The 26544-nt window shown below is 68.5% G+C and carries 22 protein-coding genes; 16 read left to right on the forward strand and 6 right to left on the reverse strand.

Annotation, left to right across the window (positions count from 1 at the left end):
• Positions 1-7: 7 nt before the first annotated feature.
• On the forward strand, positions 8-2218 hold the full coding sequence (locus ACXYX3_RS18695) for a heavy metal translocating P-type ATPase (RefSeq protein WP_458608573.1): 2211 nt from the start codon (positions 8-10) through the stop codon (positions 2216-2218).
• Here ACXYX3_RS18695 and ACXYX3_RS18700 read toward each other — a convergent pair whose 3' ends face one another.
• Together ACXYX3_RS18700 and ACXYX3_RS18705 are read right to left on the reverse strand one after the other, a co-directional pair.
• Positions 2219-3577 carry an HNH endonuclease signature motif containing protein gene (locus tag ACXYX3_RS18700; RefSeq protein WP_458608574.1) on the reverse strand — a complete coding sequence of 453 codons (1359 nt, stop codon included), beginning with the start codon at positions 3575-3577 and terminating at the stop codon, positions 2219-2221.
• 45 nt (positions 3578-3622) lie between these two features.
• The gene (locus ACXYX3_RS18705) at positions 3623-4750 is read right to left on the reverse strand and encodes an adenylate/guanylate cyclase domain-containing protein (RefSeq protein WP_241206998.1); all 1128 of its coding nucleotides are present in this window, start codon (positions 4748-4750) and stop codon (positions 3623-3625) included.
• A gap of 32 nt (positions 4751-4782) precedes the next feature.
• On the opposite strand from ACXYX3_RS18705, the gene ACXYX3_RS18710 reads away from it, so the two are divergent.
• From ACXYX3_RS18710 to ACXYX3_RS18720, 3 genes are read left to right on the forward strand one after another with little or no spacing between them, the layout of a single operon-like run.
• Complete coding sequence (locus tag ACXYX3_RS18710; RefSeq protein ID WP_458608575.1) at positions 4783-5295, forward strand: DNA-deoxyinosine glycosylase; 513 nt, start codon at positions 4783-4785, stop codon at positions 5293-5295.
• A 4-nt stretch (positions 5296-5299) separates the two neighbouring features.
• Positions 5300-5737 (forward strand): HIT family protein, encoded by a 438-nt coding sequence (locus ACXYX3_RS18715; protein ID WP_241206996.1) that lies wholly within the window; start codon positions 5300-5302, stop codon positions 5735-5737.
• A 4-nt stretch (positions 5738-5741) separates the two neighbouring features.
• Positions 5742-6200 (forward strand): nitroreductase family deazaflavin-dependent oxidoreductase, encoded by a 459-nt coding sequence (locus ACXYX3_RS18720; RefSeq protein ID WP_458608576.1) that lies wholly within the window; start codon positions 5742-5744, stop codon positions 6198-6200.
• Here the strand turns inward: ACXYX3_RS18720 and ACXYX3_RS18725 are convergent.
• Together ACXYX3_RS18725 and ACXYX3_RS18730 are read right to left on the reverse strand one after the other, a co-directional pair.
• The gene (locus tag ACXYX3_RS18725) at positions 6197-7246 is read right to left on the reverse strand and encodes an LLM class flavin-dependent oxidoreductase (protein ID WP_241206994.1); all 1050 of its coding nucleotides are present in this window, start codon (positions 7244-7246) and stop codon (positions 6197-6199) included. The genes ACXYX3_RS18720 and ACXYX3_RS18725 overlap by 4 nt on opposite strands.
• 15 nt (positions 7247-7261) lie before the next feature.
• Entirely contained in the window at positions 7262-8104 is an 843-nt protein-coding gene (locus ACXYX3_RS18730) for a uracil-DNA glycosylase (protein WP_458608577.1), read from the reverse strand.
• Positions 8105-8232: 128 nt separating this feature from the next.
• Here ACXYX3_RS18730 and ACXYX3_RS18735 point away from each other — a divergent pair, with 128 nt between their 5' ends.
• From ACXYX3_RS18735 to ACXYX3_RS18775, 9 genes are all read left to right on the forward strand, one after another.
• Positions 8233-8910 carry a sensor domain-containing protein gene (locus ACXYX3_RS18735; RefSeq protein WP_241206993.1) on the forward strand — a complete coding sequence of 226 codons (678 nt, stop codon included), beginning with the start codon at positions 8233-8235 and terminating at the stop codon, positions 8908-8910.
• A 28-nt stretch (positions 8911-8938) separates the two neighbouring features.
• The gene (gene tap / locus ACXYX3_RS18740; RefSeq protein WP_458608578.1) at positions 8939-10174 is read left to right on the forward strand and encodes a multidrug efflux MFS transporter Tap; all 1236 of its coding nucleotides are present in this window, start codon (positions 8939-8941) and stop codon (positions 10172-10174) included.
• Positions 10175-10184: 10 nt separating this feature from the next.
• The gene (locus ACXYX3_RS18745; protein ID WP_458608579.1) at positions 10185-11552 is read left to right on the forward strand and encodes an FAD-binding oxidoreductase; all 1368 of its coding nucleotides are present in this window, start codon (positions 10185-10187) and stop codon (positions 11550-11552) included.
• Between the two features lie 109 nt (positions 11553-11661).
• Complete coding sequence (locus ACXYX3_RS18750) at positions 11662-12153, forward strand: MarR family winged helix-turn-helix transcriptional regulator (protein WP_458608580.1); 492 nt, start codon at positions 11662-11664, stop codon at positions 12151-12153.
• Between the two features lie 5 nt (positions 12154-12158).
• Positions 12159-12584 carry an MmpS family transport accessory protein gene (locus tag ACXYX3_RS18755; RefSeq protein ID WP_458612140.1) on the forward strand — a complete coding sequence of 142 codons (426 nt, stop codon included), beginning with the start codon at positions 12159-12161 and terminating at the stop codon, positions 12582-12584.
• Positions 12581-15481, forward strand: a complete 2901-nt coding sequence (locus ACXYX3_RS18760; RefSeq protein ID WP_458608581.1) for an MMPL/RND family transporter — start codon at positions 12581-12583, stop codon at positions 15479-15481. The genes ACXYX3_RS18755 and ACXYX3_RS18760 overlap by 4 nt, the downstream gene beginning before the upstream one ends.
• A gap of 54 nt (positions 15482-15535) precedes the next feature.
• Positions 15536-16330 carry a DUF1906 domain-containing protein gene (locus ACXYX3_RS18765; protein WP_458608582.1) on the forward strand — a complete coding sequence of 265 codons (795 nt, stop codon included), beginning with the start codon at positions 15536-15538 and terminating at the stop codon, positions 16328-16330.
• Between the two features lie 84 nt (positions 16331-16414).
• Entirely contained in the window at positions 16415-17656 is a 1242-nt protein-coding gene (locus ACXYX3_RS18770) for a cytochrome P450 (RefSeq protein ID WP_458608583.1), read from the forward strand.
• Positions 17653-18219, forward strand: a complete 567-nt coding sequence (locus ACXYX3_RS18775; RefSeq protein ID WP_458608584.1) for a TetR/AcrR family transcriptional regulator — start codon at positions 17653-17655, stop codon at positions 18217-18219. Before ACXYX3_RS18770 ends, ACXYX3_RS18775 begins: the two co-directional genes overlap by 4 nt.
• Here ACXYX3_RS18775 and ACXYX3_RS18780 read toward each other — a convergent pair.
• A complete protein-coding gene (locus ACXYX3_RS18780; RefSeq protein WP_458608585.1) occupies positions 18203-19339 on the reverse strand; it encodes an acyltransferase family protein in 1137 nt (378 codons plus the stop codon). The two genes, ACXYX3_RS18775 and ACXYX3_RS18780, sit on opposite strands and share 17 nt — an antisense overlap.
• 6 nt (positions 19340-19345) lie before the next feature.
• On the reverse strand, positions 19346-21046 hold the full coding sequence (locus ACXYX3_RS18785; RefSeq protein ID WP_458608586.1) for a DEAD/DEAH box helicase: 1701 nt from the start codon (positions 21044-21046) through the stop codon (positions 19346-19348).
• A gap of 106 nt (positions 21047-21152) precedes the next feature.
• On the opposite strand from ACXYX3_RS18785, the gene ACXYX3_RS18790 reads away from it, so the two are divergent.
• The 3 genes from ACXYX3_RS18790 (at position 21153) to ACXYX3_RS18800 (ending at position 26537) form a co-directional block, all read left to right on the forward strand.
• Complete coding sequence (locus ACXYX3_RS18790) at positions 21153-21686, forward strand: LppP/LprE family lipoprotein (RefSeq protein ID WP_458612141.1); 534 nt, start codon at positions 21153-21155, stop codon at positions 21684-21686.
• A gap of 61 nt (positions 21687-21747) precedes the next feature.
• Complete coding sequence (locus ACXYX3_RS18795; protein WP_458608587.1) at positions 21748-25164, forward strand: TM0106 family RecB-like putative nuclease; 3417 nt, start codon at positions 21748-21750, stop codon at positions 25162-25164.
• A complete protein-coding gene (locus tag ACXYX3_RS18800) occupies positions 25161-26537 on the forward strand; it encodes an FAD-binding oxidoreductase (protein ID WP_458608588.1) in 1377 nt (458 codons plus the stop codon). The genes ACXYX3_RS18795 and ACXYX3_RS18800 overlap by 4 nt, the downstream gene beginning before the upstream one ends.
• The last annotated feature ends 7 nt before the right edge of the window (positions 26538-26544 follow it).

The following is a 26544-nucleotide window of genomic DNA, read 5'->3' on the forward strand; positions in this document are numbered from 1 at the left end:
GCCCCCAATGACCTCGCTGGAGCTGTCGATCGACGGCATGACGTGCGCCTCCTGCGCAGCCCGCGTAGAGAAGAAGCTGAACAAGCTCGACGGGGTCGCCGCGACGGTCAACTTCGCGACCGAGAAAGCGCGCGTCACCTACGACGGCCACATCACCACCGACCAACTCCTCGCCGCCGTGGAGGCCGCCGGCTATCACGCGTCGCTCCCCCAGCAGACGCCGGTCGACTCGCAGACGGCGGACCCCGCCGCCGAGCTGCGTCGCCGCCTGCTCATCTGCGTGGCACTCACGGTGCCGGTGATCGCGCTGGCGATGGTGCCGGCCTGGCAGTTCACGTACTGGCAGTGGCTCTCGCTGACGCTGGCCGCACCCGTGGTGATCTGGGGCGGCTGGCCGTTCCACGTCGCGACCTGGACGAATCTGCGGCACCGCGCCGCAACCATGGACACACTGATCTCGATCGGCACGCTCTCGGCGTTCGGGTGGTCGATCTACGCACTGTTCTGGGGCCACGCCGGCATGCCGGGGATGACCCACCCGTTCGAGCTCACGATCGCGCGCACCGACGGCTCGTCGAACATCTACCTGGAGGCGGCGGCCGGCGTGACCACCTTCCTGGTCGCGGGGCGCTACCTCGAGGCCAGAGCCAAACGACAGGCGGGTGCGGCGCTGCGCGCCCTACTCGACATGGGCGCCAAAGACGTGTCGGTCCGAAGAGACGGCGCCGAACAACGCATCCCGATCGAGCGACTCCGGGCGGGCGACGAGTTCGTGGTGCGGCCCGGCGAGAAGATCGCCGCGGATGGCGTGGTGCTGGAAGGTGATTCCGCCGTCGACGCCTCGATGCTGACCGGTGAATCGGTGCCGGTGGACGTTCATCCCGGTGACGAGGTGGTCGGGGCGACGGTCAACGTCGACGGGCTGCTGGTGGTACGGGCCCGACGAGTCGGCGCCGATACGCAGCTCGCGCAGATGGCCCGACTCGTCGAGAACGCACAGAACGGCAAGGCCTCGGCACAGCGGTTGGCCGACCGCATCTCCGCGGTGTTCGTGCCCGTCGTGATCGGATTGGCCGTCGCGACACTGGGATTCTGGCTGGCCGTGGGGGCGCCGGCCGCTGCCGCCTTCACCGCTGCGGTGTCCGTGCTGATCATCGCGTGCCCGTGCGCGCTGGGGTTGGCGACGCCGACCGCGCTGATGGTCGGCACGGGACGCGGTGCGCAGTTGGGCATCCTGATCAAGGGTCCCGAGGTGCTGGAGTCGACGCGGCGGGTCGACACGGTGATCGTCGACAAGACCGGGACGGTCACGACGGGGACGATGGCGATGACGGGTGTCATCGCTTTCGAGGGCGAGCAACCGGACGAGGTCTTGCTGACCGCCGGAGCCGTCGAAGCCGCATCGGAGCATCCGATCGCGCGGGCGATCAGCGGCGGTGCCCACGACAAACTGGGAGACCTGCCGCCGGTCACGTCCTTCGAGAATCTGCGCGGCCTCGGCGTGCGGGGCGTCGTCGGCGATCGGACCGTGCTGCTCGGCCGGCCGCGGCTCTTCGACGAGCAGGGCTTCGCGGTCGCGGCGGATGTCAGGGTTGCCGTCCAGCGGGCCGAGAGTGACGGCCACACCGCGGTGATCGTCGGATGGGATCGTCGGGCGCGTGGCGTGGTGACTGTGGCCGACACAGTGAAAGCAACGTCCGCTGAAGCGGTTTCGCTTCTCGAACAGCTCGGCCTGACGCCGATCATGGTGACCGGCGACAACGAAGCGGTCGCGCGCGCGGTGGCTGCCGAGGTCGGCATCGAGCAGGTGGTGGCGGGCGTCGTGCCGCAGGAGAAGGTCGACACCGTGATCCGGCTGCAGCGCGAGGGCAAGGTCGTCGCGATGGTGGGCGACGGCGTCAACGACGCGGCCGCACTGGCGCAGGCCGATCTCGGCTTGGCCATGGGTAGCGGCACCGACGTCGCGATCGAGGCCAGCGATCTGACGCTGGTGCGCGACGACCTGCGGGCCGTGCCCGACGCGATTCGCCTGTCCCGCCGCACTCTGAGCATCATCAAGGGCAACCTGTGCTGGGCATTCGCCTACAACGTCGCGGCGCTGCCGCTCGCCGCAGCCGGCCTGCTGAATCCGATGATCGCCGGGGCGGCAATGGCTTTCAGCTCGGTGTTCGTGGTGACCAACAGCCTGCGGCTGCGGGGGTTCACTCCCGCGCGCTGATCACGGCCCCTGGTCGTCTTCGGGCAGAAGGTAGCGCTCGGGGTGGTGGTAGCCGTTCACGCGCCGTCGGCCGGTGTCCAGGTCAGGTGGGGGAAGCCATTCGGTCCGGCCGCGATCGTTGATGCGGGTGGTCCAGCCGGTCTGCTCGATCATCCGATTATCCGGCCCACACGCGAGCGTGAGGTTCGTGATGTCGGTGGTGCCGCCGTCTTTCCAGTCCCGGACGTGATGCACCTGCGCCCAGTATCCGGGCACGGTACAGCCTGGCCGGGTGCAGCCCCGCGCTGAGGAATGCAGGATGATCCGCTGGGCTGCCGATGCGAGTCGTTTGGTGCGGCCGAGGTAGAGCGGCTTGTTGGTGTGCTGATCGAACACCGCCAGATAGTGGTGCGCGTGGGCGGCCATCCGGATCAGATCACCCATCGGCAACAACGAGCCGCCGCCGGTGACCGCCGCCCCAGCTGACTTCTCCAATTCCTGCAGTGTCGTCGACACGATCACCGTGACCGGTAACCCGTTGTGCGACCCCAGCTCTCCCGACGTCAACGCCATGCGGCCGACGGCCAGCCAGGCGTCGTGAGTGCGTTGCGCGGCGGTCCGCGTGTCGCGACGCTTCTGCTCGGGGTCGGGGTTGCCGTCGACGCAAGGTGTCTCGTCATCAGGGTTGCACATGCCCGGCGCGGCCAACTTGGCCTGGATCGCTTCGTAGTGGGCCCGGAACTCCGGGGTGATCCAGCCGGTCAACCGGCTCATGCCGTCGGGCTGCTGCTCACCCAGGCAGATGCCGCGCCGCCGCGCCCGATCGGCATCCGACGGTTCGGGCCCGTCAGCGTCGATCATCGCAGCCAACCGGTCCGCAGTCTTCTTCAACTCGTTCGGGGTCAACCCCGCACCCAGCTCAGCGAGCTGCCGATCCGCGGCAGCGCGGGTGTCGACATCCACCCACACCGGCAGCCCGTCATGAAACGCGCTGATGACCGCGACGTGCTCCCCATCCAACGCTCCCGCGGCCTGGGCAGCAGCAGTGGCTTCCCACTGCGGCGGCAACGGCTCCCCGGTCAGCGCTTGCCGCGGCCCCAACGCGGCGGCGTCAGCCAGGCGGCGCTTGGCGTCGCGCTCGGAGACCCGCAGCGCGGTGGTCAGCACCTTCTTCCACGATGCTTCCCCCAACCGGCGCGGCTCCGTCTCCGCGGTGAGCCGCGCGATGATGTGGTGCTCCAACGCCGGCACGCTACGGACCAGCGTCGTGACCTCCGACATCAGCGACACCAGCTCGCGATGGGTCAGCGTGTCGCAGGCGTCGTGCAGGATCGCGAGCCGAGCCCGCATCCCCTCCACTGCCTCCGCGACCACATCCATGTATCGAACACTAGTGCGAAGGTCTGACAAAAATGGCGCCGCTGACTACTCCCCGTCCGGCTCCGCCCGGCGGGCGCGGAACAACTTCACGTCGGCCTTGAAACCCTTCAGATGCCGCGCGCCCGCGAACGACCACGTGAACCGCTCGTCGTCGCCGATCGCCTCGCGGGCACTCTCGGATACCAACACCGATCCCGGTCGAGCCGCGCTGGTGACGCGGGCCGCGAGATTCACCGGACTGCCGAACCAGTCCCCCTCGCGACTCACCGCCATCCCTGTCGCCAGTCCGACGCGCAGGCGCGGGAAATCCCCGTCGTCGTCAGTTGCGTCGACCAGTCGGAGCACCGCCTCCAGCAGCGCTACCGGCTCCGGACTGACCAGCATCACCTCGTCACCGATTGTCTTGATGAAGCGGACCGGCGCGACCGCGACCTCACGCGTCATATCGGCCAGCCGCTGCGCCAACCTTTCGAGATCCTCTGGCGGTAGTGCCTCACCGAGCTTGGTGAATCCGACCAGATCGGCGAACGCGATCGTGACCTCCCGCGCCCCCGGAAGATGGTGCCCCTCCGCGCGTTCGGTGGCGTTGACGGCCTCGGTCTCGATCGCGTGCCGCAACTGCAGCAGCAGCACGTCCTGGATCAGCGGTCCGAGCAGCGGCGCCAACTCCGAGACGAGCTTCTCCGATGCCTGCGCGATCTCCAGTTCCGTTGCGGCCGGCCGCAACACGGCCGCCAACGCCGCATAGCGCATCGCCTCGGCCGCGCGCGCCACTCCGTCTCCGAGCAGCCGGGTGATCTGCACCAGTTCGTCGGGATCGATACCCGCGGCCAGAAAGTCCCGAGTGGATTTGGCCGCCTCGGCGTCGGCGCGCAACAGCACCGCCGCGTCCGCATCCTCAATGCGCGGCAGGCCCATCGCCCGCTGAATCCGCTCGAACAGCGCGAGGTCGACGTCGTACTTCTCGGCCGCTTCCCGCGCCGACACGTACACGCCGTCGTCGCCGATCACCCTCCGCGAGGCGAGCAGCATGGGCGACGAGCTGGCCCGGATCTGCTCCACGCTGACCCCACGCTTCAACAGCCACGGGATCAGCTCGGCCCGCTCGGCGCGCGCATCGCCCTCCAGCCCGTCGAGCAGCCCGCTCGCCTCCACATCGACGTCATCGGCCACGCGATAAACCTACCGTGCGCTACACAGGAACCATGGCGTCTCCGATCGTGCACAGCTTTCCACCGCTCGTCGGGGACCGTCCGAAGGTCGTCATCCTCGGAAACATGCCCGGTGCCGTATCTCTGGAACAGCACCGGTACTACGCCCATCCGCGCAACGCGTTCTGGCGAATCACCGCCGCCCTCTTCGGATTCGACGCACACGCACCCTACGACGAGCGCGTCCGTCGACTCACCGACGCCGGTGTGGCCGTGTGGGATGTACTCGCGTCGTGTCGCCGGCCCGGCAGCCTCGACGCGTCCGTCGAGCCGGCCAGCATGGTGCCCAACGATTTCGACGCGTTCTTCGCCGCACACCCCCGCATCGATCGCGTGTACTTCAACGGGGCGGCCGCGGCGAAGAACTACCAGCGCCTCGTCCGTACGACGAAGTCATTGCCCGCCGTGCGGCTGCCGTCCACCAGCCCCGCGCACACCGCACCGTTCGAGACCAAGCTGGCTGCCTGGCGCCAGATCATCGAGCCAAAGGCACAGTCGCTACCGTGAGGCAATGTCCTGCGTCTTCTGCGCCATCGTCGCCGGTGAGGCCCCGGCCATCACGATCCACGAGGACGACGACCTTCTAGCGATCCTCGACATCCGCCCGTTCACCCGTGGCCACACCCTGGTGATCCCGAAACGGCACACCGTCGACCTGACCGACACCCCGCCCGCGACGGTGGCCGCGATGGCGACGCTGGGTCAGCGCATCGCCAGGGCGGCGCGGGCGTCCGGCCTGCACGCCGACGGCAACAACATCGCGATCAACGACGGCAAGGCCGCCTTTCAGACGGTGTTTCACATCCATCTGCACGTGGTCCCGCGCCGCGACGGCGACAAGCTGTCGTTCGCGAAGGGCATGCTGGTGCGCCGCGACGGCGACCGGGAAGAGACCGGACGACTCCTGCGCGAGGCACTGGCGCAGATCGACGCCGCCGAGTTGGATTGACCAGATGAACATCTCCCAGTGGGTCGAGCAGAACGTCGGCATCCGGCTGTTGATGCTGCACGATTCCCTTTACAAGCGCACCAATGGTCGTATCGGCCATCGCATTCCGCTGCCCGGTGTCCCGCCGAGCCTGCTTCTGCACACCGTGGGCGCCAAGACCGGTAAGCACCGCACCAACACGCTGTCGTACTTCCCCGACGGAGGGCATTACTACGTCGTGGCTTCCAAGGGTGGCGATCCCCGCGCGCCCGGCTGGTATCACAACCTCAAAGCGAACCCCGACATCGAGATCAACCTCGGGCCGAAGAAGCTGGCCGTGACGGCGACACCGGTGCTCGCCGACGACCCGGACTACCCGCGACTGTGGGAACTGGTCAACCGCGACAACAGCAACCGCTACAACGGCTACCAGCGCCGCACCAGCCGCAAGATCCCCCTGGTCCGACTAACGCCGAAGAGCTAGAACAGCTCTTTGGCGAGCAGTTCCAGCGTGGCCTCCCGCGCCGGCGAGGTGGCTGGGTCCACGCCGCGGTGTGCGGAAGCGACGGGGTGAACCATCACCTCGTCGACGTCGAACGCGGACGCGAGCTCGCGGACCTGCGCGGCGGCCTCCGAAGGGCTTCCTACAACCGCTTGCCGTAGACCGTGGTCGATGACGGACTGGGCGCGCGGACCCAGATCGACCGCCTCGGCGTCCTCCACCAGATCGACGGCCGCCAGCGGTGCCCCGGTGCGCAACCGCGCCATCATCTGCAGGTTTGGCAACACCAATCGCAGTGCCTCATCGCGGGTTTCGGCCACCACCGCGTTGACGGTCAGGAACGTGACCGGCTCGGGCGTCAACTCGCTGGGCCGGAACTCGTCGCGATAGGTCTGCAGCGCCTCCGCGGTGCCCTGGCCGGAGAAGTGGTGCGCGAACACATAGGGCAGACCCTTCGCCGCGGCGAGGTGCGCCGAGTACATCGATGAGCCCAGCAGCCACAACCTGGGCTCCGATGCGGCCGCCGGCGTGGCTTTGAGGATGTAGTTGTCCCTCATCAGGTCGCGCGGCAGAGCGACGCGCACTCCCTTACGGCCCATCAGCGCGACGACATCGTCGAGGTACTCGGGGAATGCCTCGATGTCGCGGTCGTCGCGACCCGCGGCACCACGCAGCGCCATCGACGTGACGGGATCGGAGCCCGGGGCGCGGCCGATGCCCAGGTCGATGCGGCCGGGGTGAGCGGCCTCGAGCAGCGCGAACTGCTCGGCCACCGCCAGCGGCGCATGGTTGGGCAGCATCACCCCGCCCGAGCCCAGCCGCAGCGCCGACGTGTGCGCAGCCAGGTGTGCCAGCAGGACCGGGGGGCTGGTCGCCGCGACCGACGGCATGTTGTGGTGTTCGGCCACCCAGTACCGGGTGTAGCCGAGGCGATCGGCGGCCTGGGCCAGGCGCGTCGTCGCGGCCAGCGCATCCGAGGTGGTCTGGTCGGAGCGGACGGGGACGAGGTCGAGGACAGAGAGACGCATTGAACATGTAACGCCTCAGGGCCCCGCGACGTTCCCTTCTGTGCGGGCGCGGATGAAGATCTCGTCCATCATCGCCGGGGTCAACCGGCCGGTGAAGGTGTTCTGCTGGCTGGGGTGATAGCAGCCCAGCAGCACGATCTCGCCCTGCGGGGGGTGCAGGGCCGCCGTCAAGCCGTGCCCGAACTTGGGGGCGGGAGTTCCGACGGTGGCGCCCGCGCGACGGATCATCGCCAGCGCCGCCTGCCACGCGATGCCACCGAGTGCGACGATCACCCGGACGTAGGGGCCGACCAGGCGCCACTCCGCGTCCAGCCACGGCGCGCACGTGTTGCGCTCGACCGGGGTGGGCGCGTTGCCCGGGGGCGCGCACCGGACCGCAGCGGCGACGCGAATAGCGTTGAGCGACAGCCCGTCTCCGCTGTCGACGGCCACCGGCTGATTCGCCAGCCCGGTGCGGTGCATGGACGCGAACAGGAAGTCGCCGGATCGGTCACCGGTGAAGACGCGGCCGGTGCGGTTGGCGCCGTTGGCCGCGGGGGCGAGCCCCACGACCAGGATGGCCGGCCGCGTCGAACCGAACCCGGGCGCGGGCCTGCCCCAGTACGGCTCCTCGGCGAACGACTTCCGCTTGACCACCGCCACCTCTTCGCGCCACGCCACCAGGCGGGGGCACGCCCGACACACCGACACCCCGGCATCCACCTGCTTCACCGTCGTGGCTGCGGACGCGAGTGCGGCCACCTCCGCCGGCGACCCGGCCACCGGCGTGCCCGTTGTCGCGGGATCTCCCGGCCATCCCGAGCCAGGGCGCACCGGCGACTCGAACGGTCGGCCCGTGCGGGGGTGAGGCAACCTCACCGGTCGACCAGTTCGTTACCAGAAAGCACAGTTCATCGTTACCACGAAACACCGTTTACCTCATCTGTCCGGCGGGCAGTACGGCTCACCATGGATCGCCTAAGAACCCGAGCGAGGTGGGGAGAATCATGCGACGAGCGAAAGCGGCCGTCATCGGCATCTGCATCCTGGTGACGGGGTGCGGTGCGACCGTCAGCAACGCCGAGTCGCCCGCGCCCAGAACGATGATCCCGCGCCCGTTGACCGAACGGGAGCTCCCCAAATTGTTGCTGACCCCCGAACAGGTGGCGCACACAATGGCGTCGCCCCCGATGACGGTGACCGAGTCGCAGTCGGCGATGTCGGACAACAGCGCGATCATGGCACCGCCGGAGTGCCTCGCGCTCGACGGTGCCGCCGAGGCGGCCGTCTATTCGGCCAGCGGCTTCACCGCCGAGCGGGATCAGAGCCTCAACGACGGCGACGCGTTCAAGCACTACACCAAGCAGGCCGTGGTGCTGTTCCCCTACCTCGAGAAGGCCGCCGAGTTCTTCGACGCGTCGGTCCAGCAGTGGCCGGCCTGCCATCAGTACACGCACACCCAGAGCGGAACGACGTGGACGGTGGGCGAGATCCGCAACGCCGACCACGTCCTGAGCACGGTGTCGACCCTCCAGGAGGCCGCCGCGCCGGGCTGGGGATGCGGACGGGCGCTCGCCCAGGCCAACAACGTGATCGTCGACGTCAACACCTGCAGCGCGAATCCGGCCGATACCGCGGTCGCGATCGCCCAGCAGATCGCGGCCAACGTCGCCGCGACGTGGTAGCCGACGAGGAGCTTGCTACCGTGCGGCGATGAGCCGGCGCGGCCCCCTGCTGCTGATCTTGTTCGCCGCATTGATGGCGGGCGCAGGCAACGGCATCTCGCTGGTCGCGTTCCCGTGGCTGGTGCTGCAGCGCACCGGCTCCGCGCTGGACGCCTCGGTCGTCGCGATGGCGGGGACGCTGCCGCTGCTGGCCGCGACGCTGATCGCCGGCGCCGCCGTCGACTTCCTGGGCCGCCGCCGCGTGTCGATGATCTCCGACGCCCTGTCCGCGCTCTCGGTGGCCGCGGTCCCGGTGCTCGCTCTGCTCTTCGGGGTGCAATCGATCAGCGTTGCTGTTCTTGCGGGATTGGCCGCTCTCGGTGCGCTTTTCGACCCGGCGGGGATGACGGCGCGCGAGACCATGCTCCCCGAAGCGGCGCAGCGGGCCGGCTGGACCCTCGATCACGCCAACTCGTTCTACGAGGCGGTGTTCAACCTGGCCTACATCGTCGGGCCCGGCATCGGCGGTCTGCTCATCGCCACGCTGGGCGGGATCAACACGATGTGGGTGACCGCCGGCGCCTTCGTGCTGTCGATCGCCGCGATCGCGGTGCTGCGGCTGGAGGGGGCGGGCCCACCGGATCCGTCGGCGCGCGAAGGCGGAGTGTGGGCCGGCATCGTCGAGGGGCTGCGCTTCGTGTGGCGTCACCGGGTGCTGCGCACGCTGGCGTTCGTCGATCTCGCGGCGACGGGGCTCTACATGCCGATGGAGAGTGTGCTGTTCCCGAAGTACTTCACCGACCGCGACGAGCCCGCGCAGCTGGGCTGGGTGCTGATGGCGCTCAGTATCGGTGGACTGGTCGGGGCGCTGAGTTACGCGGTGCTGTCGCGGTTCACCCGGCGCCGCACCGTGATGATGGTCGCGGTGCTGACCCTGGGGGTCGCCATGACGATCATCGCGTTCCTGCCGCCGCTGCCGTTGATCCTGGCGCTGTGCGCCGTCGTGGGTTTCGTGTACGGCCCGATCGCCCCGATCTACAACTACGTCATGCAGACCCAGGCGCCGCCTCATCTGCGCGGGCGCGTCGTAGGCGTGATGGGGTCGCTCGCCTACGCCGCGGGCCCTGTCGGTCTGATCGTGGCCGGACCGCTGGCCGATTCGGCCGGGTTGCACGCCACGTTCCTGGCGCTGTCATTGCCGATGCTCGTGCTCGGCGTGGCCACGGTGTTTCTGCGGCCGTTACGTGAGCTCGATCGCGGGCCGCAGCCCGGGCGAAGCTCGTAGCATCGAGCAGGTGACTTCCGACGTGCTCGACGACCTGACCGCCTCGCTGCCCGAGGGCACCGTCGTCACCGACCCCGACATCGTGGCGTCGTACCGGCAGGACCGTGCCGCGGACCCGAGCGCCGGCACACCGATGGCCGTCGTGCGGCCGCAACGCACCGAGGAAGTGCAGACCGTACTGCGCTGGGCCAGCGCCCATCGGATCGCCGTCGTCCCCCGCGGCATGGGTACCGGATTGTCCGGCGGCGCAACGGCTCTCGACGGTGGCATCGTGCTGTCGACCGAGAAGATGCGCGACATCTCGATCGACCCGGTCACCCGCACTGCCGTCGTCCAGCCCGGGTTGCTCAACGCCGAGGTCAAGAAGGCCGTCGCCGAGTACGGCCTGTGGTATCCGCCCGACCCGTCGTCGTACGAGATCTGCAGCATCGGCGGGAACATCGCCACCAACGCCGGCGGCCTGTGCTGCGTCAAGTACGGCGTGACGACCGACTACGTGCTCGGGATGCAGGTGGTGCTGGCCGACGGGACCGCTGTGCGACTCGGCGGTCCGCGGTTGAAAGACGTTGCGGGACTGTCGTTGACGAAGCTCTTCGTGGGCAGCGAAGGCACCCTTGGCGTAGTCACCGAGGTGACGCTGAAGCTGCTGCCCGCCCAGCACGGCGCGTGCACGGTGGTGGCGACCTTCGATTCGGTCGAGGCTGCGGCGCGTGCCGTCGTCACGATCACCGGCACGATCCGGCCGTCCATGCTCGAGTTCATGGACGCCGTGGCGATCAACGCCGTGGAGGACAAACTGCGGATGGGCCTGGACCGCAACGCCGCCGCGATGATGGTCGCCGCGAGCGACGATCGCGGACCGGCGGGCGCGCGGGATGCCGAGTACATGGCCGAGGTGTTCACCGAACACGGTGCGACAGAGGTGTTCTCGACCTCCGACCCCGAGGAGGGCGAGGCCTTTGTCGCCGCCCGGCGGTTCGCGATCCCCGCGGTCGAAGCCCGGGGGTCGCTGCTGCTCGAAGACGTCGGCGTGCCGCTGCCCGCGCTGGCCGATCTGGTCGGCGGGGTGGAGAAGATCGCCGCCAATCACGACCTCATGATCTCGGTGATCGCCCACGCCGGCGACGGCAACACCCACCCGCTGATCGTCTTCGATCCCGCCGATGCGGCGATGGAGCAGCGCGCTCAGCAGGCGTTCGGCGAGATCATGGACCTCGCGGTCTCGCTGGGCGGCACGATCACCGGCGAGCACGGCGTGGGCCGACTCAAGCGGCCGTGGCTGGCGGGCCAGCTCGGGCCCGAGGTGATGGACCTGAATCGGCGGATCAAGACCGCGCTGGATCCTCACGGCATCCTCAATCCGGGCGCTGCGTTCTGAGCGTTAATTACATAAGCAGAGCTATATAGAACTACCTGTGTGCGAACTGAACGACCTACTCACCAGGCCAGTCTTCGCAACTACATAACAGTAGTGATATATATACCGAGTGCCCGACCGCGCCGCTCCCGCCGTCGTCGACAGCATCGGTCTTCTCGTCGACCATGCTGCCGACCTCTTGATCCGCCACCTCAGCGACCGTGCCGACATGACCGCGTCGGCGGCATTCCTCCTGAACCGGCTCCACCGTGAGGGTCCGTCGCGGCTGACCCGGCTGGCCGCCCAGGAGGGGGTGAGCCAACCGTCGATGACGCAGCTGGTGCAACGGCTCGAACGACGCGGGCTCGTGGCCAAGGTCGCCGATCCCGGCGACGGCCGCGCTGCGCTGATCGGGGTCACCGAGGACGGAATCGCGCTGATGGATCAGCGCGCGGCCGCCCGACGTGACCGACTGGGCCAACTCCTCGATGTACTCAGCGACGAGGACCGCGACGCACTGGCCCTGGCTGCCCGGGTCGCGCTGCCGGTCCTGCAAGCGATGGCGACGACGGCCGATTCCTTCTGCCCGGGCGCCGCACCCGACGAACGGGAGCTGCCGTGAGATTCGTGCGGCGAGGACTCAAGAAAGTGTGGATTCCGCTCGTGCTGATCGTGGTGCTCGCCGTGTCGGGGCTGGTGGTGTCGCGGCTGCACCGGCAGTTCGCGTCACAAGACCTGAACGCCAACGCCGGGGCGGGCATCGAGATCGTGCAGTTCAACCCGAAGGTGATGGTGTACGAGGTGTTCGGCGTGCCGGGGACGACGGCCTTGATCAGTTATTTCGATCCCGACGCCAACGTGCACACGCTGAACGCGACGCTGCCCTGGACCGTCACGCTGTCGACGACGCTGCCCACGGTCAGCGCCAACCTGATGGCCCGCGCCGACAGCGAATCGATCGGCTGCCGCGTCACCGTCAACGGTGTCGTCCGCGACGAACGTCAGTCCGACGGCGTCGACGCCCAGACCTACTGCCTGGTGAAGTCCGCATGAGCACGCACAGCAAGCGCTTCGCGCACCGCCCGGAAATGCACGCCAAGGGACACCCGGTGGCCCACGGACTACGCATCATGTCGGTCCCGATCATCCTGGCGTGGATCGCCATCGCCGTCCTGGTGAACGTCATCGCCCCTCAACTCGAGGTGGTGGGCGAAGAGCATTCGGCACCGATGACGCCCAACGATGCCCCATCGGTGCAGGCCATGAAGGAGATGGGGGCGAACTTCAAAGAGTTCGACTCCAACAGCACCGTCATGGTGGTCGTCGAGGGCCAGCAGCCGCTCGGACCCGACGCCCATCGGTACTACGACGACATCATCAAGAAGCTTCGGGAGGACCCGGAACACGTCCAGCACATCCAGGACTTCTGGGGTGACACGCTGACCGCAGCCGGCGCCCAGAGTGCCGATGGTAAAGCCGCCTACGTGATGCTCAACCTCGCCGGCGAGCAGGGGCAGACACTCTCCAACACGGGTGTCGAGCACGTCAGGGAAGCCATCGCGGACACCCCGGCACCGCCAGGCGTACAGGCCTACGTCGCCGGCCCGGCCGCCTTGACCGACGACATGCACGTCATCGGCAACGCGAGCCTCGGCCAGATCACTGCCTACACCCTGCTCGCGATCTTCTTCATGCTGCTCGTGGTGTACCGGTCGCTCGTCACCACGCTGGTGCAGCTGTTCCTCACCGCGATCGGGTTGCTCACCTCCCGCGGCGTGGTCTCGGTACTCGCCGACAACGGCGCCTTCGGACTCACCACCTTCGCCGGCAACATCCTGACCATGCTCGCGATCGCGGCGGCCACCGACTACGGCATCTTCCTGTTCGGCCGCTACCGTGAAGCACGCAGCGCGGGTGAAGATCGGGAAACGGCGTACCACACCACTTTCCGCTCCGTGACGCCCGTGATCATCGGCTCGGGCCTGACCATCGCCGGCGCCACCTACTGTCTGTCGTTCGCCCGGCTGCCGTACTTCTCCACCATGGGCGAGCCGGTGGCGATCGGCATGGTCGTCGTGGTCGCCTCCGCGGTGACGCTCGGCCCCGCCGTATTGTTCCTGGGTAGCAAAATCGGCCTGTTCGAGTCCAAACGCGATGCACGCAGCCGCTTTTGGCGCCGGGTCGGCACCGCGGTGGTGCGCTGGCCCGGTCCGATCCTGGTGGCCAGCTCGTTCATCGTTCTCATCGGACTGGTCGCGATACCCGGTTACAAGCCTGCCTACAACGATCGCTACTACCTGCCCGACAATGCGCCCACCAATGTTGGATTCGCCGCGGCCGACCGCCATTTCAGCCAGGCCCGGATGAACCCGGACATCATCATGGTCGAAGCCGACCACGACATGCGCAATCCCGGTGACATGCTCGTGTTGAACGCGATCGGCCGCAACGTGATGCAGGCGCGAGGGATCGCGATGGTGCAGAGCATCACCCGTCCGCTGGGCATCCCGATCCAGCACAGCTCGATTCCGTTCCAGACCAGCGTGTCCGGTCAGGTGCAGAACGAGAATCTGCCGTTTCAGCGCGCTCAACTCGACGACATGAAGAAGATGGCCGAGGCCACCCAGGCCAACATCGACATCATGGAGAAGCAGTACCAGCTCTCGCTCAAACAGACTCAGCTGACCCAGGATTCGGCGCAGAAGTCCAAGGAGCTCCTGCAGATCACCGAGCAGGTACGCGACAACATCGCCAATTTCGACGACCAGTTCCGGCCGCTGCGCAACTACTTCTACTGGGAACCGCACTGCTACGACATCCCGATGTGTGCGGCGATCAGGTCGCTGTTCGACTCCCTCGACGGCATCAACGAGCTGACCGACGCCCAGGGGGCGGTGCAGGGCAACACCGATCAGCTCGCCAGTCTGGCGCCGCAACTGACCGCGCTGCTGCCGCAGACCATCGCGACGATGAAGCAGACATTGGCACTGACGTGGGCGTCGTACAACTCGCAGAAGACGCTGCTGGATCAGATGGGCGCGATGAACGACACCGCGCTGGCAATGGGGGCGGCGTTCGACGACGCGAAGAACGACGACCTGTTCTTCCTGCCCCCAGAAGCGTTCAGCAATCCGGACTTTCAGCGTGGCCTGAAGATGTTCATGTCCCCCGACGGGAAATCGGCGCGCATGTTCATCACCCACGAGAGCGATCCCGCGACCGTGGAGGGCATCTCGCGCGTCGACTCCGAGCGTGAGGCCGCGCAGAACGCGATCAAGATGACCTCGCTGTCGAACGCGAAGATCCTCATCGGCGGAACCGCCGCCACGTACAAGGACATGTCCGACGGGGCGAAATACGATCTGCTGATCGCCGTCGTGTCCGCGCTCACGCTGATCTTCATGATCATGCTGATCCTGACCCGCAGCGTCGTGGCCGCTGCCACGATCGTCGGCACGGCAGGCAGTTCGATCGCCGCGTCGTTCGGCATCTCCGTGCTGATCTGGCAGGACCTGTTCGGCATCCAAATTCACTGGCTGGTGATGCTGATGTCGGTCATCATCCTGCTGGCCGTCGGCGCGGACTACAACCTGCTTCTGGTGCACCGGTTCCGCGAGGAGATCCACGCCGGCCTCAAGACCGGCATCATCCGGTCGATGGCGGGCACGGGCGGGGTCGTCACCTCGGCGGGCCTGGTGTTCGCGGCGACGATGGCGGCGATGCTGGGCAGCAGCCTGACAGTGTTGGCGCAGATGGGGTCGACGATCGCGATCGGCCTGCTGGTCGACACCCTGGTGGTGCGGTCGTTCCTGATGCCGTCCATTGCAACGCTGCTCGGCCGGTGGTTCTGGTGGCCGCAGGTGGTCTTTCCGCGCGGGGACAATCACTTCCTGCCGCCGAAGCCGCCCGCCCGGGACGCCGACACCGCTCCGGTACCGGTCGGAGGCTGATCTCCGCCCGCGTGGCACCACCGATATCAGGAGTCCCACGGTTAACATCACGCCGTGCCTGATCTGCCCGACGTGAGGCGCACCCGAGCGGTGTCGCGCCGCGACGCGGTGCGCTTCGCCGCTGCCGCATCCGCCGGCCTGGGCGCCGCCGCCCTCGGAGTCGGCGCGCCCACGGCGTCGGCGGCAGCCCCCACGTTGATCGACTTCGCCGCCGCGCAGATTCCCGCCGAGGCCATCCGCGCCGCCGGCCACGCCGGCGTCGTCAACTACGTGTCGCTGTCGCGGCCGGGATCGAACTTCGGCGCCAAGCCGATCACGTTGCCCTACGCGCGCTCGCTGAACGCTCAGGGCCTCGTCATCGTCAGCAACTATCAATACGGAAAGCCTGGCGGCACAGCACCATCGGACTTCACCCGCGGGTTCGCCGGCGGGGTCGCCGACGCCAAGACCGGCTGGGGACTGCACACCGCCGCCGGTGGCGGACGCAGCGCGCCGATCTTCTTCACGATCGACGAGGACATCAGCCGCGACGCCTGGAACACGGTGGCGCTGCCGTGGTTTCGCGGCATCAACTCGGTGATCGGGGTCCAGCGCACCGGCATCTACGGGGGCATCGACGCGTGCCAGTGGGCGATCGCCGACGGTGTGGTCGGGGCGTCCAGCGTGCCCGGCTATCGGTGGGCCTGGCAGACGAAGGCGTGGTCGGGCAATCGCATCCATCCGCAGGCCGTGCTCTACCAGCGCATCGTGGACACGGCGTCGAACCCGGGCCCGCTGGTCGGCGGCATGCGGGTGGACGTCAACGACGTGATGGCCCGCGATGTCGGGCAGTGGAATCTGCATCAGTGAGCCACGGGACGCTCTGACCCGACTCGTCGATCGGCAGTTGGTTGACGTATTGACACTGGATCGAATCTGTCGTATTTCTGAGACATGTCGGCTGATTTGTCTCACTCGTCCCCGGTGGCGTTCCACCTGCCCACCGCAGCCACCTGGGCCGCCCCCTGGCCGATGTACCGCGCACTGCGCGACCACGACCCCGTCCACCACGTCGTCCCCGTCGACCGGCCCGACCACGACTACTACGTGCTCTCCCGGCACGCCGACATCTGGTCTGCCGCGCGCGACCACCAGACGTTTTCGTCGGCACAGGGCCTGACCGTCAACTACGGCGAACTCGAGATGATCGGCCTGGCCGACAATCCGCCGATGGTGATGCAGGATCCCCCGACGCACACCGAGTTCCGCAAGCTCGTGTCTCGCGGTTTCACCCCGCGCCAGGTCGAGGCGATCGAGCCCACGGTGCGCCAATTCGTCGTCGAACGTATCGAGAGGTTGCGCACCAACGGCGGCGGGGACATCGTCGCCGAACTGTTCAAACCGCTGCCGTCGATGGTCGTCGCCCACTATCTCGGCGTACCCGAGGCCGACCGCGGCAAGTTCGACGGCTGGACCGAGGCGATCGTCGCGGCCAACACCGCCGACGGTGGCATCGGCGGAGCCCTCGACGGGCTCGGTGACGCACTCGGCGAGATGATGGCCTACTTCACCGCCCTGATCGAGCGCCGTCGCGTCGACCCGGCCGATGACACCGTCTCACACCTGGTGGCCGCCGGCGTCGGCGCCGACGGAGACATCGCCGGCGTGCTGTCGATCCTCGCGTTCACGTTCACGATGGTCACCGGCGGCAACGACACCACCACGGGCATGCTCGGCGGCTCGGTGCAGCTACTGCACCGACGCCCCGATCAACGCCGACTCCTGGTCGACGATCCCGCCCTGATCCCCGGCGCCGTCGACGAATTCCTGCGACTCACCTCCCCGGTACAGGGCCTGGCCCGCACCACCACCCGCGACGTCACGATCGGCGACCGCACCATCCCCGCAGGCCGTAAGGTCCTGTTCCTCTACGGCTCGGCCAATCGCGACGAACGCGAATACGGCTCCGATGCAGGGGAACTCGACGTAACCCGCAATCCGCGCAACATCCTCACGTTCAGCCACGGCGCGCACTTCTGCCTGGGCTCGGCTGCTGCCCGTATGCAGTCCCGGGTCGCGCTGTCCGAACTCCTGGCCCGGATCCCCGACTTCGACGTCGACGAAGACGGCATCGTCTGGGCCGGTGGCAGTTACGTGCGCAGGCCGCTGTCGGTGCCGATCACGGTGACCCGGTGAGCGGCAGGGATTGGCTGGCCGCCCAGCGGATCGAGGTCGCCGCCGAACGCATCCTCGACGCCGCAGGCGAGCTGTTCGCCGACAAGCCCGCCGCGACCATCGGAATGAACGACATCGCCGCGGCCGCGGGCTGTTCCAGAGCCACGCTGTACCGCTACTTCGAGAACCGCGATGCGCTGCACACCGCGTACGTCCACCGGGAGACCCACCGGATCTACCGCGAGCTGACCGATCAGATCGCCGCGATCACCGATCCGGAAGAGCGCCTCGTGCGGGGCATGCTCGGATGCCTGTGCATGGTCCGCGAGAATCCCGCGCTGGCATCCTGGTTCACGGCCACTGCCCGACCACTCGGCGGGGAGATGGCCGAGCAGTCACCGCTGATCGCCGCGGTGACCGAGACATTCGTCGGCTCGCTCGGAGACGACGGCCGCGTCGAAGCGCGGGCCCGTTGGCTGGTGCGGATCCTGACCTCGCTGCTGCTGTTTCCCGGCCGCGATGACGCCGACGAAGCCGAGATGCTCGCCGAATTCGTCGTGCCGCGCGTCATCGCACGCGGGTGAACCGGTGCAGCAGCCACGCCAGCGGCACCGTGACCACCATCGTGCCCAGGAACAGCAGCCACACCGAACCGTTGTAGATCGGATACCGCAGGATCTCGACCATCACGACTTCCATCGTCACCAGATGGATCAAGAAGATCTCGTAGGAGATCTCACCGAGGAACACCATCGGCCGGCTCGCGAGGAGCTTCGCGTAGAGGCCCGTGTTGCCCAGCGCCAACGGGGCCACGACCAGCGTGGCGATCACCGCGTAGAACGCGCTCTTGGCCAACGCTTCCCACAGCAGCGCCGGCGACGTCGTCGGCTCCCCGCCGATGGGTGTGGACACGATGAGGTAGCTGATCACCGCCACCGGCAGGCAGGCCATCGCATACGCTCGCACCCGCATCGCCGCCAGCACCGCGAGCACCATGCCGCCGACGAACCAGGACAGATACCCGGGCAGCCACAGGCGCGCTCCGTCGGGCAGGAACGCCGTGGTGTGAACCAGCGTGAGCCACGCCGGTGACAGCGCCGCGAACGCGGCCAGTCCGGCCAGCAGCAGCCACGGCCGCCAGCGCCGACGACACAGCACGACCAGCAGTAGGTAGGCCATCGGTGGCAGCGCGACGTAGAACGCTGCCTCCACCGCCAAGCTCCACATCTGCGTAAGGCCCTGGTGCAGATAGGAGTACAGATAGTTGTCGGTGTAGATCTGGGTCAGGGTCAGGTTGCGTACCAGGCCCTCCCAGGTGTGGCCGGGGTTCGGCCCGGCTGTCCGGAAGTGGTAGACCACGTAGGCCGCCAAGACGGTGACCACATACGCGGGCATGATGCGGCGCACCCGATGCCACGCATAGCGTGTCACCGATGGGGCAGCCGTACCTTCGGCGCAGGCGTTCACCCACGGCGCGAACAGCAGGAAGCCCGACAGCACGAAGAAGATCGGCACCCCGATCTCCATGCGGGAGAACACCAGCCCGACGTAACCCTGCCCGTAGTGGCCGGTGGTGTAGGCCGCGTGCGTCAGCACCACCAGAAGTGCCGCCACGGCGCGGATGCCGGTCAGCGAATCCACCCGGCCGGTCGGGGTCACCGACTCGAGGCCGCCCTGCGCGTCGGCGTCTCGTGACAGCGTCATGGGGCGCTAGTGCGTCTTGCGGCGTGCCTTCGGCCCGCGATCGGGTTCCAGATTGATCAGCTGACCCTGGATCCTGGTGTTCTCCAGCTTCTTCAGCGTCTCCCGCGAGAGGTTGGCCGGCAGCTCCACCAGCGAGTAGTCCAGCTTGATCGCGATGTGACCGAAATCGCTGCGATGCAGACCGCCCTCGTTGGCGATGGCGCCGACGATCGCACCCGGCATCGCCTTGTGCCGCTTGCCCACCGCGATGCGGTAGGTGGCCAGATCGCTGCGCCGCTCCCGCTGCTTGCGCGGGCCGCGATCGTCGCGGTCTGAACGGTCAGGTCGGTCCTTCTTGTCGCGGCGCTTCTCCGGCGGCGGCTCGGTCATCAGGAACGCTTCGCCGTCGCGGCTCTGCAGCGCCAGCGCGGCGGCGATGTCGGCCATCGGCACGTCGTGGTCACGTTCGTAGTTCTCGATCAGCGTCCGGAACAATTCGATGCCCGGCGCGGCGAGCGCCTCGGTGATCGAATCGCGGAACTTCTGCACCCGCCGCTCGTTGACGTCCTCGACCGACGGCAGCTCGATCTCGACCAGCTTCTGCCGCGTCACCCGCTCGATGGCACCGAGCAGGTGCCGTTCGCGCGGCGTCACGAACAGCAGCGCGGTGCCCGACCGGCCCGCCCGGCCGGTGCGCCCGATCCGGTGCACATAGGACTCGGGGTCGTGCGGGATGTCGAAGTTCACCACGTGCGAGATGCGCTCGACGTCCAAACCGCGGGCGGCGACGTCGGTGGCGACCAGGATGTCGATGGAGCCGTCCTTGAGGGCGTTGATCGTCCGCTCACGGACCGCCTGCGGGATGTCGCCGTTGATCGCGGCCGCCGCGAAGCCGCGGGCCTTGAGCTTCTCGGCGACCTCCTCGGTGGCCTGCTTGGTGCGGACGAAGACGATCATCGCGTCGCCCTGCTCGGTCTCGAGTAGCCGGGTCAGCGCGTCCATCTTGCGGGGGTAGGACACCTGCAGGTAGCGCTGGGTGATGTTCTCGGCGGTCTGGGTCTTCGACTTGACCGTGACCTCGACCGGGTCGTGCAGGTACTTGTTGGTGATCTTCTTGATCGCCGGCGGCATGGTCGCCGAGAACAGCGCGACCTGCTTGTACTCGGGGGTGTCGGCGAGGATTCGTTCGACGTCCTCGGCGAAGCCCATCTGCAGCATCTCGTCGGCCTCGTCGAGCACCATGTAGTCGAGGTGGCTGACGTCGAGGGTGCCCTTCTCCAGATGGTCGATCACCCGGCCCGGGGTGCCGACGACGATCTGGGCGCCCCGCTTGAGGCCGGCCAGCTGCGGTCCGTAGGAGCTGCCGCCGTACACGGGCAGCACGTTGACGTTCAGGTGGGCGCCGTACCGGCTGAACGCCTCGGCCACCTGCAGCGCGAGCTCGCGCGTCGGAGCCAGCACCAGCGCCTGCGTGGCGCGGCTCGAGGTGTCGATCTTGCTCAGGATCGGGATGGCGAACGCCGCGGTCTTGCCGGTTCCGGTCTGGGCCAGCCCGACGACGTCGGAGCCGGCCAGCATCGCCGGGATCGTCGCCGCCTGGATCGGCGACGGCGATTCGTAGCCGACGTCGTTGACCGCCTGCAGCACAGAGGGGTGGATGTGCAGGTCGGCGAAGGTCGTGTCGCCTGACACATCCGTGCTGGCGGGGGTCACATCCGAGGAGGTCATCGTGGTGGCAGTCTAGTGCCCTTTTGGGCTTCCTCCCGCCGCGCGCCTGATGGCCGGTGTCGAGGTGGGCCCGGTACGGTCGCCTGTTGTGAAGTGGGCAGCAGTGATGGGTGCCGCAGCCCTCGTCCTCACGGGCTGCGGTTCAGGTGATTCGACCGCGTCGAAAACGCCGGGCCCGACGGTCTCGGCGACTCCGCCCGCAGCGCCGGTGCCCACCGTGGCCCCGGTCGGGCCGCCTCCAGGTCCGCCCCCCGCCGCGGACCCGTGCGCGGTCGACCTGGCCGCTCCGGAGATCGCGCGAGCGGTCTCCGAACTCCCCCGCGATCCGCGCAGCAAGCAGGGGTGGCGCCCCGCGCCGGTGGCGGGCAACTACAACGAGTGCGCGCAACTCTCGGCGGTCATCGTCACGGCCAACACCAATTCGGAGAATCCGAACACCCGCGCCGTGCTGTTCCACCGCGGCAAGTTCATCCCCACCGGGGTGCCCGACACCTACGGCTTCAACGGTCTCGACAGCACCGGCACCACCGGCGACACCGTCGCGCTGAAGTACTCGGGCGGCATGCCCGGGCTGGACAGCATCGTGAAATTCCGCTGGAACGGCAGCGGGGTGGAGCTGATCGGCAACACGCCGCGGTGACGTCTGCCGGCGTGCTCGGTCGAACGGGTGGGGCGTCGGTGGGCTGTCCTACAGTGGCGGCGTGTTCGTCATCGACGGCCGAGTGGTCTACAGCGCCTCCGATCTCGCCGCGGCCGCCCGCTGCGAGTACGCGCTGCTACGCTCCTTCGACGTCAAGCTCGGCCGCGCCACGGCGGTCACCGGGGATGACGAGATGCTTGCCCGGACATCACAATTGGGCGACGAGCACGAACAGCGGCATCTCGATGATCTGCGCGCCGATGCAGAGATCACCGTCATCGGCCGGCCGGACCACACCCTCGCCGGCCTGACCGCGGCGGCGCAGCAGACGCTGCGGGCGATCGAGCGGCGGGCACCGGTGATCTACCAGGCCGCGATGTTCGACGGCAGATTCGTGGGGTTCGCCGACTTCCTGCTGCTGGAAGAGTCCGAGCACGGCCCGCGCTATCGCCTGCGCGACACCAAGCTGGCGCGCTCGGTGAAGGTCGAGGCCCTGCTGCAGCTGGCCGCCTACGTCGACACGCTGGCCGCAGCGGGCGTGCCCGTCGCATCGGAGGTCGACCTCGTCCTCGGTGACGGCGCCACCGTCAGCTACCCCGTCGACGAGCTGTTGCCGGTGTACCGGCCCCGCCGCGCCGCGCTCCAGCACCTGCTCGACCGGCACGAAGCCGGCGGCCTCCCGGCGGCGTGGGAAGACGAGTCCGTGCGCGCCTGTTTCCGCTGCGCGGACTGCGAGGAACAGGTCCGCGCACACGACGATCTGCTGCTGGTCGCGGGCATGCGAGTCAGCCAGCGTGCCCGGTTGCTCGATGCCGGTGTCGTCACGGTGCGCGAACTGGCCGCACATGAAGGCCCCGTCGCCGACCTGTCCCCCCGCACCGTCGACGCGCTGACTGCACAGGCCCGCCTGCAACTCGCCGACCGGATCGACGGCAAGCCGCCGTACCGCGTCGTCGATGCGCAACCGCTGATGGTGCTGCCCGACGCCGACAAGGGCGATCTGTTCTTCGACTTCGAGGGTGACCCGCTGTGGACCGCCGACGGCCACGAGTGGGGCCTGGAATACCTCTGGGGTGTGCTGACCGTCGCCGACGAGTTCTCTCCGCTGTGGGCGCACACCCGTGCCGATGAACGCGCGGCGCTGATCGCCTTCCTCGACATGGTGCGTAAGAGGCGGCGACGCTACCCGCGCATGCACATCTACCACTACGCGGCGTACGAGAAGAGCACGCTGCTGCGGTTGGCGGGCCGCTACGGAGTCGGCGAACGGGATGTCGACGAGCTGCTCCGCGAGGGCGTGCTGGTGGACCTGTATCCGTTGGTGCGCAAGAGCATTCGGGTCGGTACCGAGAACTACAGCATCAAGAGCCTGGAACCGCTGTACATGGGCAACGAGTTGCGCGACGGTGAGGTGACCACGGCCACCGCGTCCATCACCGAATACGCCCGCTACTGCGAGCTACGGGATGCCGGCGACGCCGACGACGCCGCGACGGTGCTCAAGGAGATCGAGGAGTACAACCGCTACGACTGCCGCTCGACGCGCCGGTTGCGCGACTGGTTGGTGGCACGCGCCATCGAGGCCGGCGTGCCGCCGCGCGGGCCCGTGCCGGTCGACGGCGCGAGCGCTCAGACAGCCGAACCCGACGCCGTAGAACGCCGACTGCGCACATTCGCCGGCGACGGTGTGGAACCGCGCACTCCGGAGCAGACGGCCGTCGCGATGATCGCTGCCGCCAAGGGATTTCACCAGCGCGAGGACAAACCGTTCTGGTGGGGCCACTTCGACCGGGTGAACAATCCCGTGGAGGAGTGGGCCGACGCCGGCGGGGTGTTCCTGGTCGACGGCCATGACATCGTCGAGGACTGGCACACACCGCCGCGGGCTCGTAAACCTCAGCGCCGCTTGACTCTTCGGGGCGAGATCGCTACCGGTGACCTGGACCGAGAGATGTACGCGCTCTACGACCCACCCGCACCGGCGGGCCTGGCCGACGACCCCGACCGGCGGGGTTTCGGCACGGTGTCGGTGGTCGAGTGCGACAACGTCGAGGCCCCCACCGAGGTGACCGTGATCGAGCGGCAACCCAAGGACGGCGACGTCTTCACACAGGTGCCGTTCGCGTTGACTCCCGGCCCGCCGATCAGCACCAAACCGTTGGCGGAATCCATCGCCGCCACCGCGAGCGACGTCGCCGATGCGTTACCGCGGCTCCGTCCCGGAGCGATGACCGACCTGCTGCTGCGCCGCGCCCCGCGCACCCGCAGCGGCGCCGCGCTGCCCGGCACCGGTGTCGTCGTCGACGACATCACCGCCGCGCTTCTCGACCTCGACGCGTCCTACCTGGCCGTGCACGGCCCGCCCGGGACCGGCAAGACGTTCACCGCCGCCCGGGTCATCGCCAGGCTCGTCGACGACCACGGCTGGCGGATCGGGGTGGTGGCGCAGGCCCACGCCGTCGTGGAGAACCTCTTCGCCGGCATCCTGCGGGCGGGGGTCGACGGTGCCCTGGTGGCCAAGAAGAAATCGGCGGGCGCACCATGGCGGGACCTCGACGAGAAGGACTACCCGGCGTTCATCGCCGACCATGACGGCTGCGTGATCGGTGGAACTGCATGGGATTTCACCAATGACCGGCGCGTGCCGGCGGCGTCGCTGGACCTGCTCGTCGTGGAGGAGGCCGGCCAATTCAGCCTCGCCAACACGATCGCGGTGGCCCGCGCGGCACGCAACCTGCTCCTGCTCGGCGATCCGCAGCAACTACCGCAGGTCAGCCAGGGCACCCACCCGGAGCCCGTGGACGGCTCGGCGCTGGCGTGGCTGGTCGACGGCCACCACACGCTCCCGCCCGAGCGCGGCTACTTCCTGCACTGCTCCTACCGGATGCATCCGCAGGTGTGCCGCGGAGTGTCCCGGCTGTCGTACGACAACCGGCTGCAGTCCCACGAACCGGTGACTGCTGCGCGCCGGCTCGCCGGCGTCGCCCCGGGCATCCGCACCCTGGCCGTCGAGCACCACGGCAACGTCACCGACAGCCCCGAGGAAGCCGCGGCGATCGTCGCCGCGATCGGTGACCTGCTCGGCGCGGCCTGGACCGACGAGGACGGCACCCGCCCGCTCACCCAGGACGACGTCCTCGTCGTCACCCCGTACAACGCTCAAGTCGTGCAGGTGCGCCGCCATCTCGACGCAGCCGGGTTCGCCGACGTCCGCGTCGGTACCGTCGACAAGTTCCAGGGTCAGCAGGCACCGGTGGTGTTCGTGTCGATGACAGCGTCCTCGATCGACGAAGCCCCCCGCGGAATCGCGTTCCTGCTCAACAGGAACCGGCTCAACGTTGCGGTCAGCCGGGCGAAGTACCTGGCGGTGGTCGTGCGCTCGCCGCAGCTCACCGAGTACCTGCCCGGCACCCCGGATCGGCTCTTGGAGCTCGGCGCGTTCCTGTCCCTGTCCTCGTGTGATACACCGGGCCCATGACCGAAGCGCTGACCGAACGGCTCACGGCGATCGTCGGCGCCTCGCAGGTGAGCACCGACGCCGACGTGCTCGACGGCCGCAGCACCGATTACACCGGCCGCTACCGAGGCCGGGCCACGGTCTTGGTGCGCCCCGGCTCCGCCGACGAGGTCGCCGCGGTACTGACGGCGTGCCGCGGCGCAGGAGTGAACGTGACCGTGCAGGGTGGTCGGACATCCCTGGTGGCGGGCACGGTGCCCGAGCACGACGACGTCCTTCTCTCCACGGAGCGGCTGCGCGAGATCGGCGAGGTCGACACCGTGGAGCGCCGGATGCACGTCGGCGCCGGTGTGACGCTGGCAGAGGTGCAGCGGGCCGCGACAGCGGCCGGCCTGGTCTTCGGTGTCGATCTGGCGGCACGTGATTCGGCGACCGTCGGTGGGATGGCATCCACCAATGCGGGCGGGCTGCGCACCGTCAGCTACGGCAACATGGGCGAACAGGTGCTGGGCATGGACGTGGTGCTGCCCGACGGGTCGATCGTGCACCGGCACAGCCAGGTACGAAGCGACAACACCGGATACGACCTGGCGTCGCTGTTCGTCGGCGCCGAGGGCACGCTGGGAGTCATCACCGGGCTGGACCTGCGGCTGCACCCGACGCCGCGCCACCGCGTGACCGCGATCTGCGGCTTCGCCGGTCTCGACACACTGCTCGCGACCGCGCGGGTGTTCCGCGACGTCGACGGGATCGCAGCACTGGAGCTCATCGACGCCAGGGCGACCACACTCACCGCCGAGCATGCGGGCGTCGCCGCCCCGGTCGTGGGCGACTGGTTGTTGCTGATCGAACTGGCCGGTGATACCGACCTCACCGACCGGCTGGCCGACGCCCTGGCCGACGCGGAGCTGTGCGGCGAGCCCGCCGTGGGCGTCGACGCAGCAGCCCAGCAGCGGCTCTGGCAGGTCCGCGAGGCAGTCGCCGATGTACTCGGCGTCTACGGTCCCCCGCTCAAATTCGATGTCTCGCTGCCACTCTCGTCGATCGCGGCGTTCGCCGCCGACGCCGTGGCGCTGGTCGCCGAGCATGCGCCCGACGCGATCCCGGTGCTGTTCGGGCATGTCGGCGAAGGCAACCTGCACCTCAACATCGTGCGGTGCGCACTGACCGGCGAGCGCGAGCACGCGCTCTACACGGCGATGATGGCGCTGATCGCGCGCCACGACGGCAACGTCAGCTCCGAGCACGGCGTGGGCACCCGCAAGCGCGACTACGTCGCGATGTCACGCACCGAGGCCGACATCGCCGCGATGCGGGCCGTCAAGGCAGCGTTCGATCCCACGGGGTACCTGAACCCCGCGGTGCTGTTCGGCCGAGAGTCCGGTGTCCCGTAGCGTGGCG

The organism is Mycobacterium sp. Panama NTM2, assembly GCF_054355555.1.

Bases quoted from the DNA above. Each gene is read 5' to 3' on its own strand.
- ACXYX3_RS18695 (WP_458608573.1), top strand. From the start codon at position 8: ATGACCTCGCTGGAGCTGTCGATCGACGGCATGACGTGCGCCTCCTGC.
- ACXYX3_RS18700 (WP_458608574.1), bottom strand. From the start codon at position 3,577: ATGGATGTGGTCGCGGAGGCAGTGGAGGGGATGCGGGCTCGGCTCGCG.
- ACXYX3_RS18710 (WP_458608575.1), top strand. From the start codon at position 4,783: ATGGCGTCTCCGATCGTGCACAGCTTTCCACCGCTCGTCGGGGACCGT.
- ACXYX3_RS18715 (WP_241206996.1), top strand. From the start codon at position 5,300: ATGTCCTGCGTCTTCTGCGCCATCGTCGCCGGTGAGGCCCCGGCCATC.
- ACXYX3_RS18720 (WP_458608576.1), top strand. From the start codon at position 5,742: ATGAACATCTCCCAGTGGGTCGAGCAGAACGTCGGCATCCGGCTGTTG.
- ACXYX3_RS18725 (WP_241206994.1), bottom strand. From the start codon at position 7,246: ATGCGTCTCTCTGTCCTCGACCTCGTCCCCGTCCGCTCCGACCAGACC.
- ACXYX3_RS18735 (WP_241206993.1), top strand. From the start codon at position 8,233: ATGCGACGAGCGAAAGCGGCCGTCATCGGCATCTGCATCCTGGTGACG.
- tap (WP_458608578.1), top strand. From the start codon at position 8,939: ATGAGCCGGCGCGGCCCCCTGCTGCTGATCTTGTTCGCCGCATTGATG.
- ACXYX3_RS18760 (WP_458608581.1), top strand. From the start codon at position 12,581: ATGAGCACGCACAGCAAGCGCTTCGCGCACCGCCCGGAAATGCACGCC.
- ACXYX3_RS18770 (WP_458608583.1), top strand. From the start codon at position 16,415: ATGTCGGCTGATTTGTCTCACTCGTCCCCGGTGGCGTTCCACCTGCCC.
- ACXYX3_RS18780 (WP_458608585.1), bottom strand. From the start codon at position 19,339: ATGACGCTGTCACGAGACGCCGACGCGCAGGGCGGCCTCGAGTCGGTG.
- ACXYX3_RS18785 (WP_458608586.1), bottom strand. From the start codon at position 21,046: ATGACCTCCTCGGATGTGACCCCCGCCAGCACGGATGTGTCAGGCGAC.
- ACXYX3_RS18790 (WP_458612141.1), top strand. From the start codon at position 21,153: ATGGGTGCCGCAGCCCTCGTCCTCACGGGCTGCGGTTCAGGTGATTCG.
- ACXYX3_RS18800 (WP_458608588.1), top strand. From the start codon at position 25,161: ATGACCGAAGCGCTGACCGAACGGCTCACGGCGATCGTCGGCGCCTCG.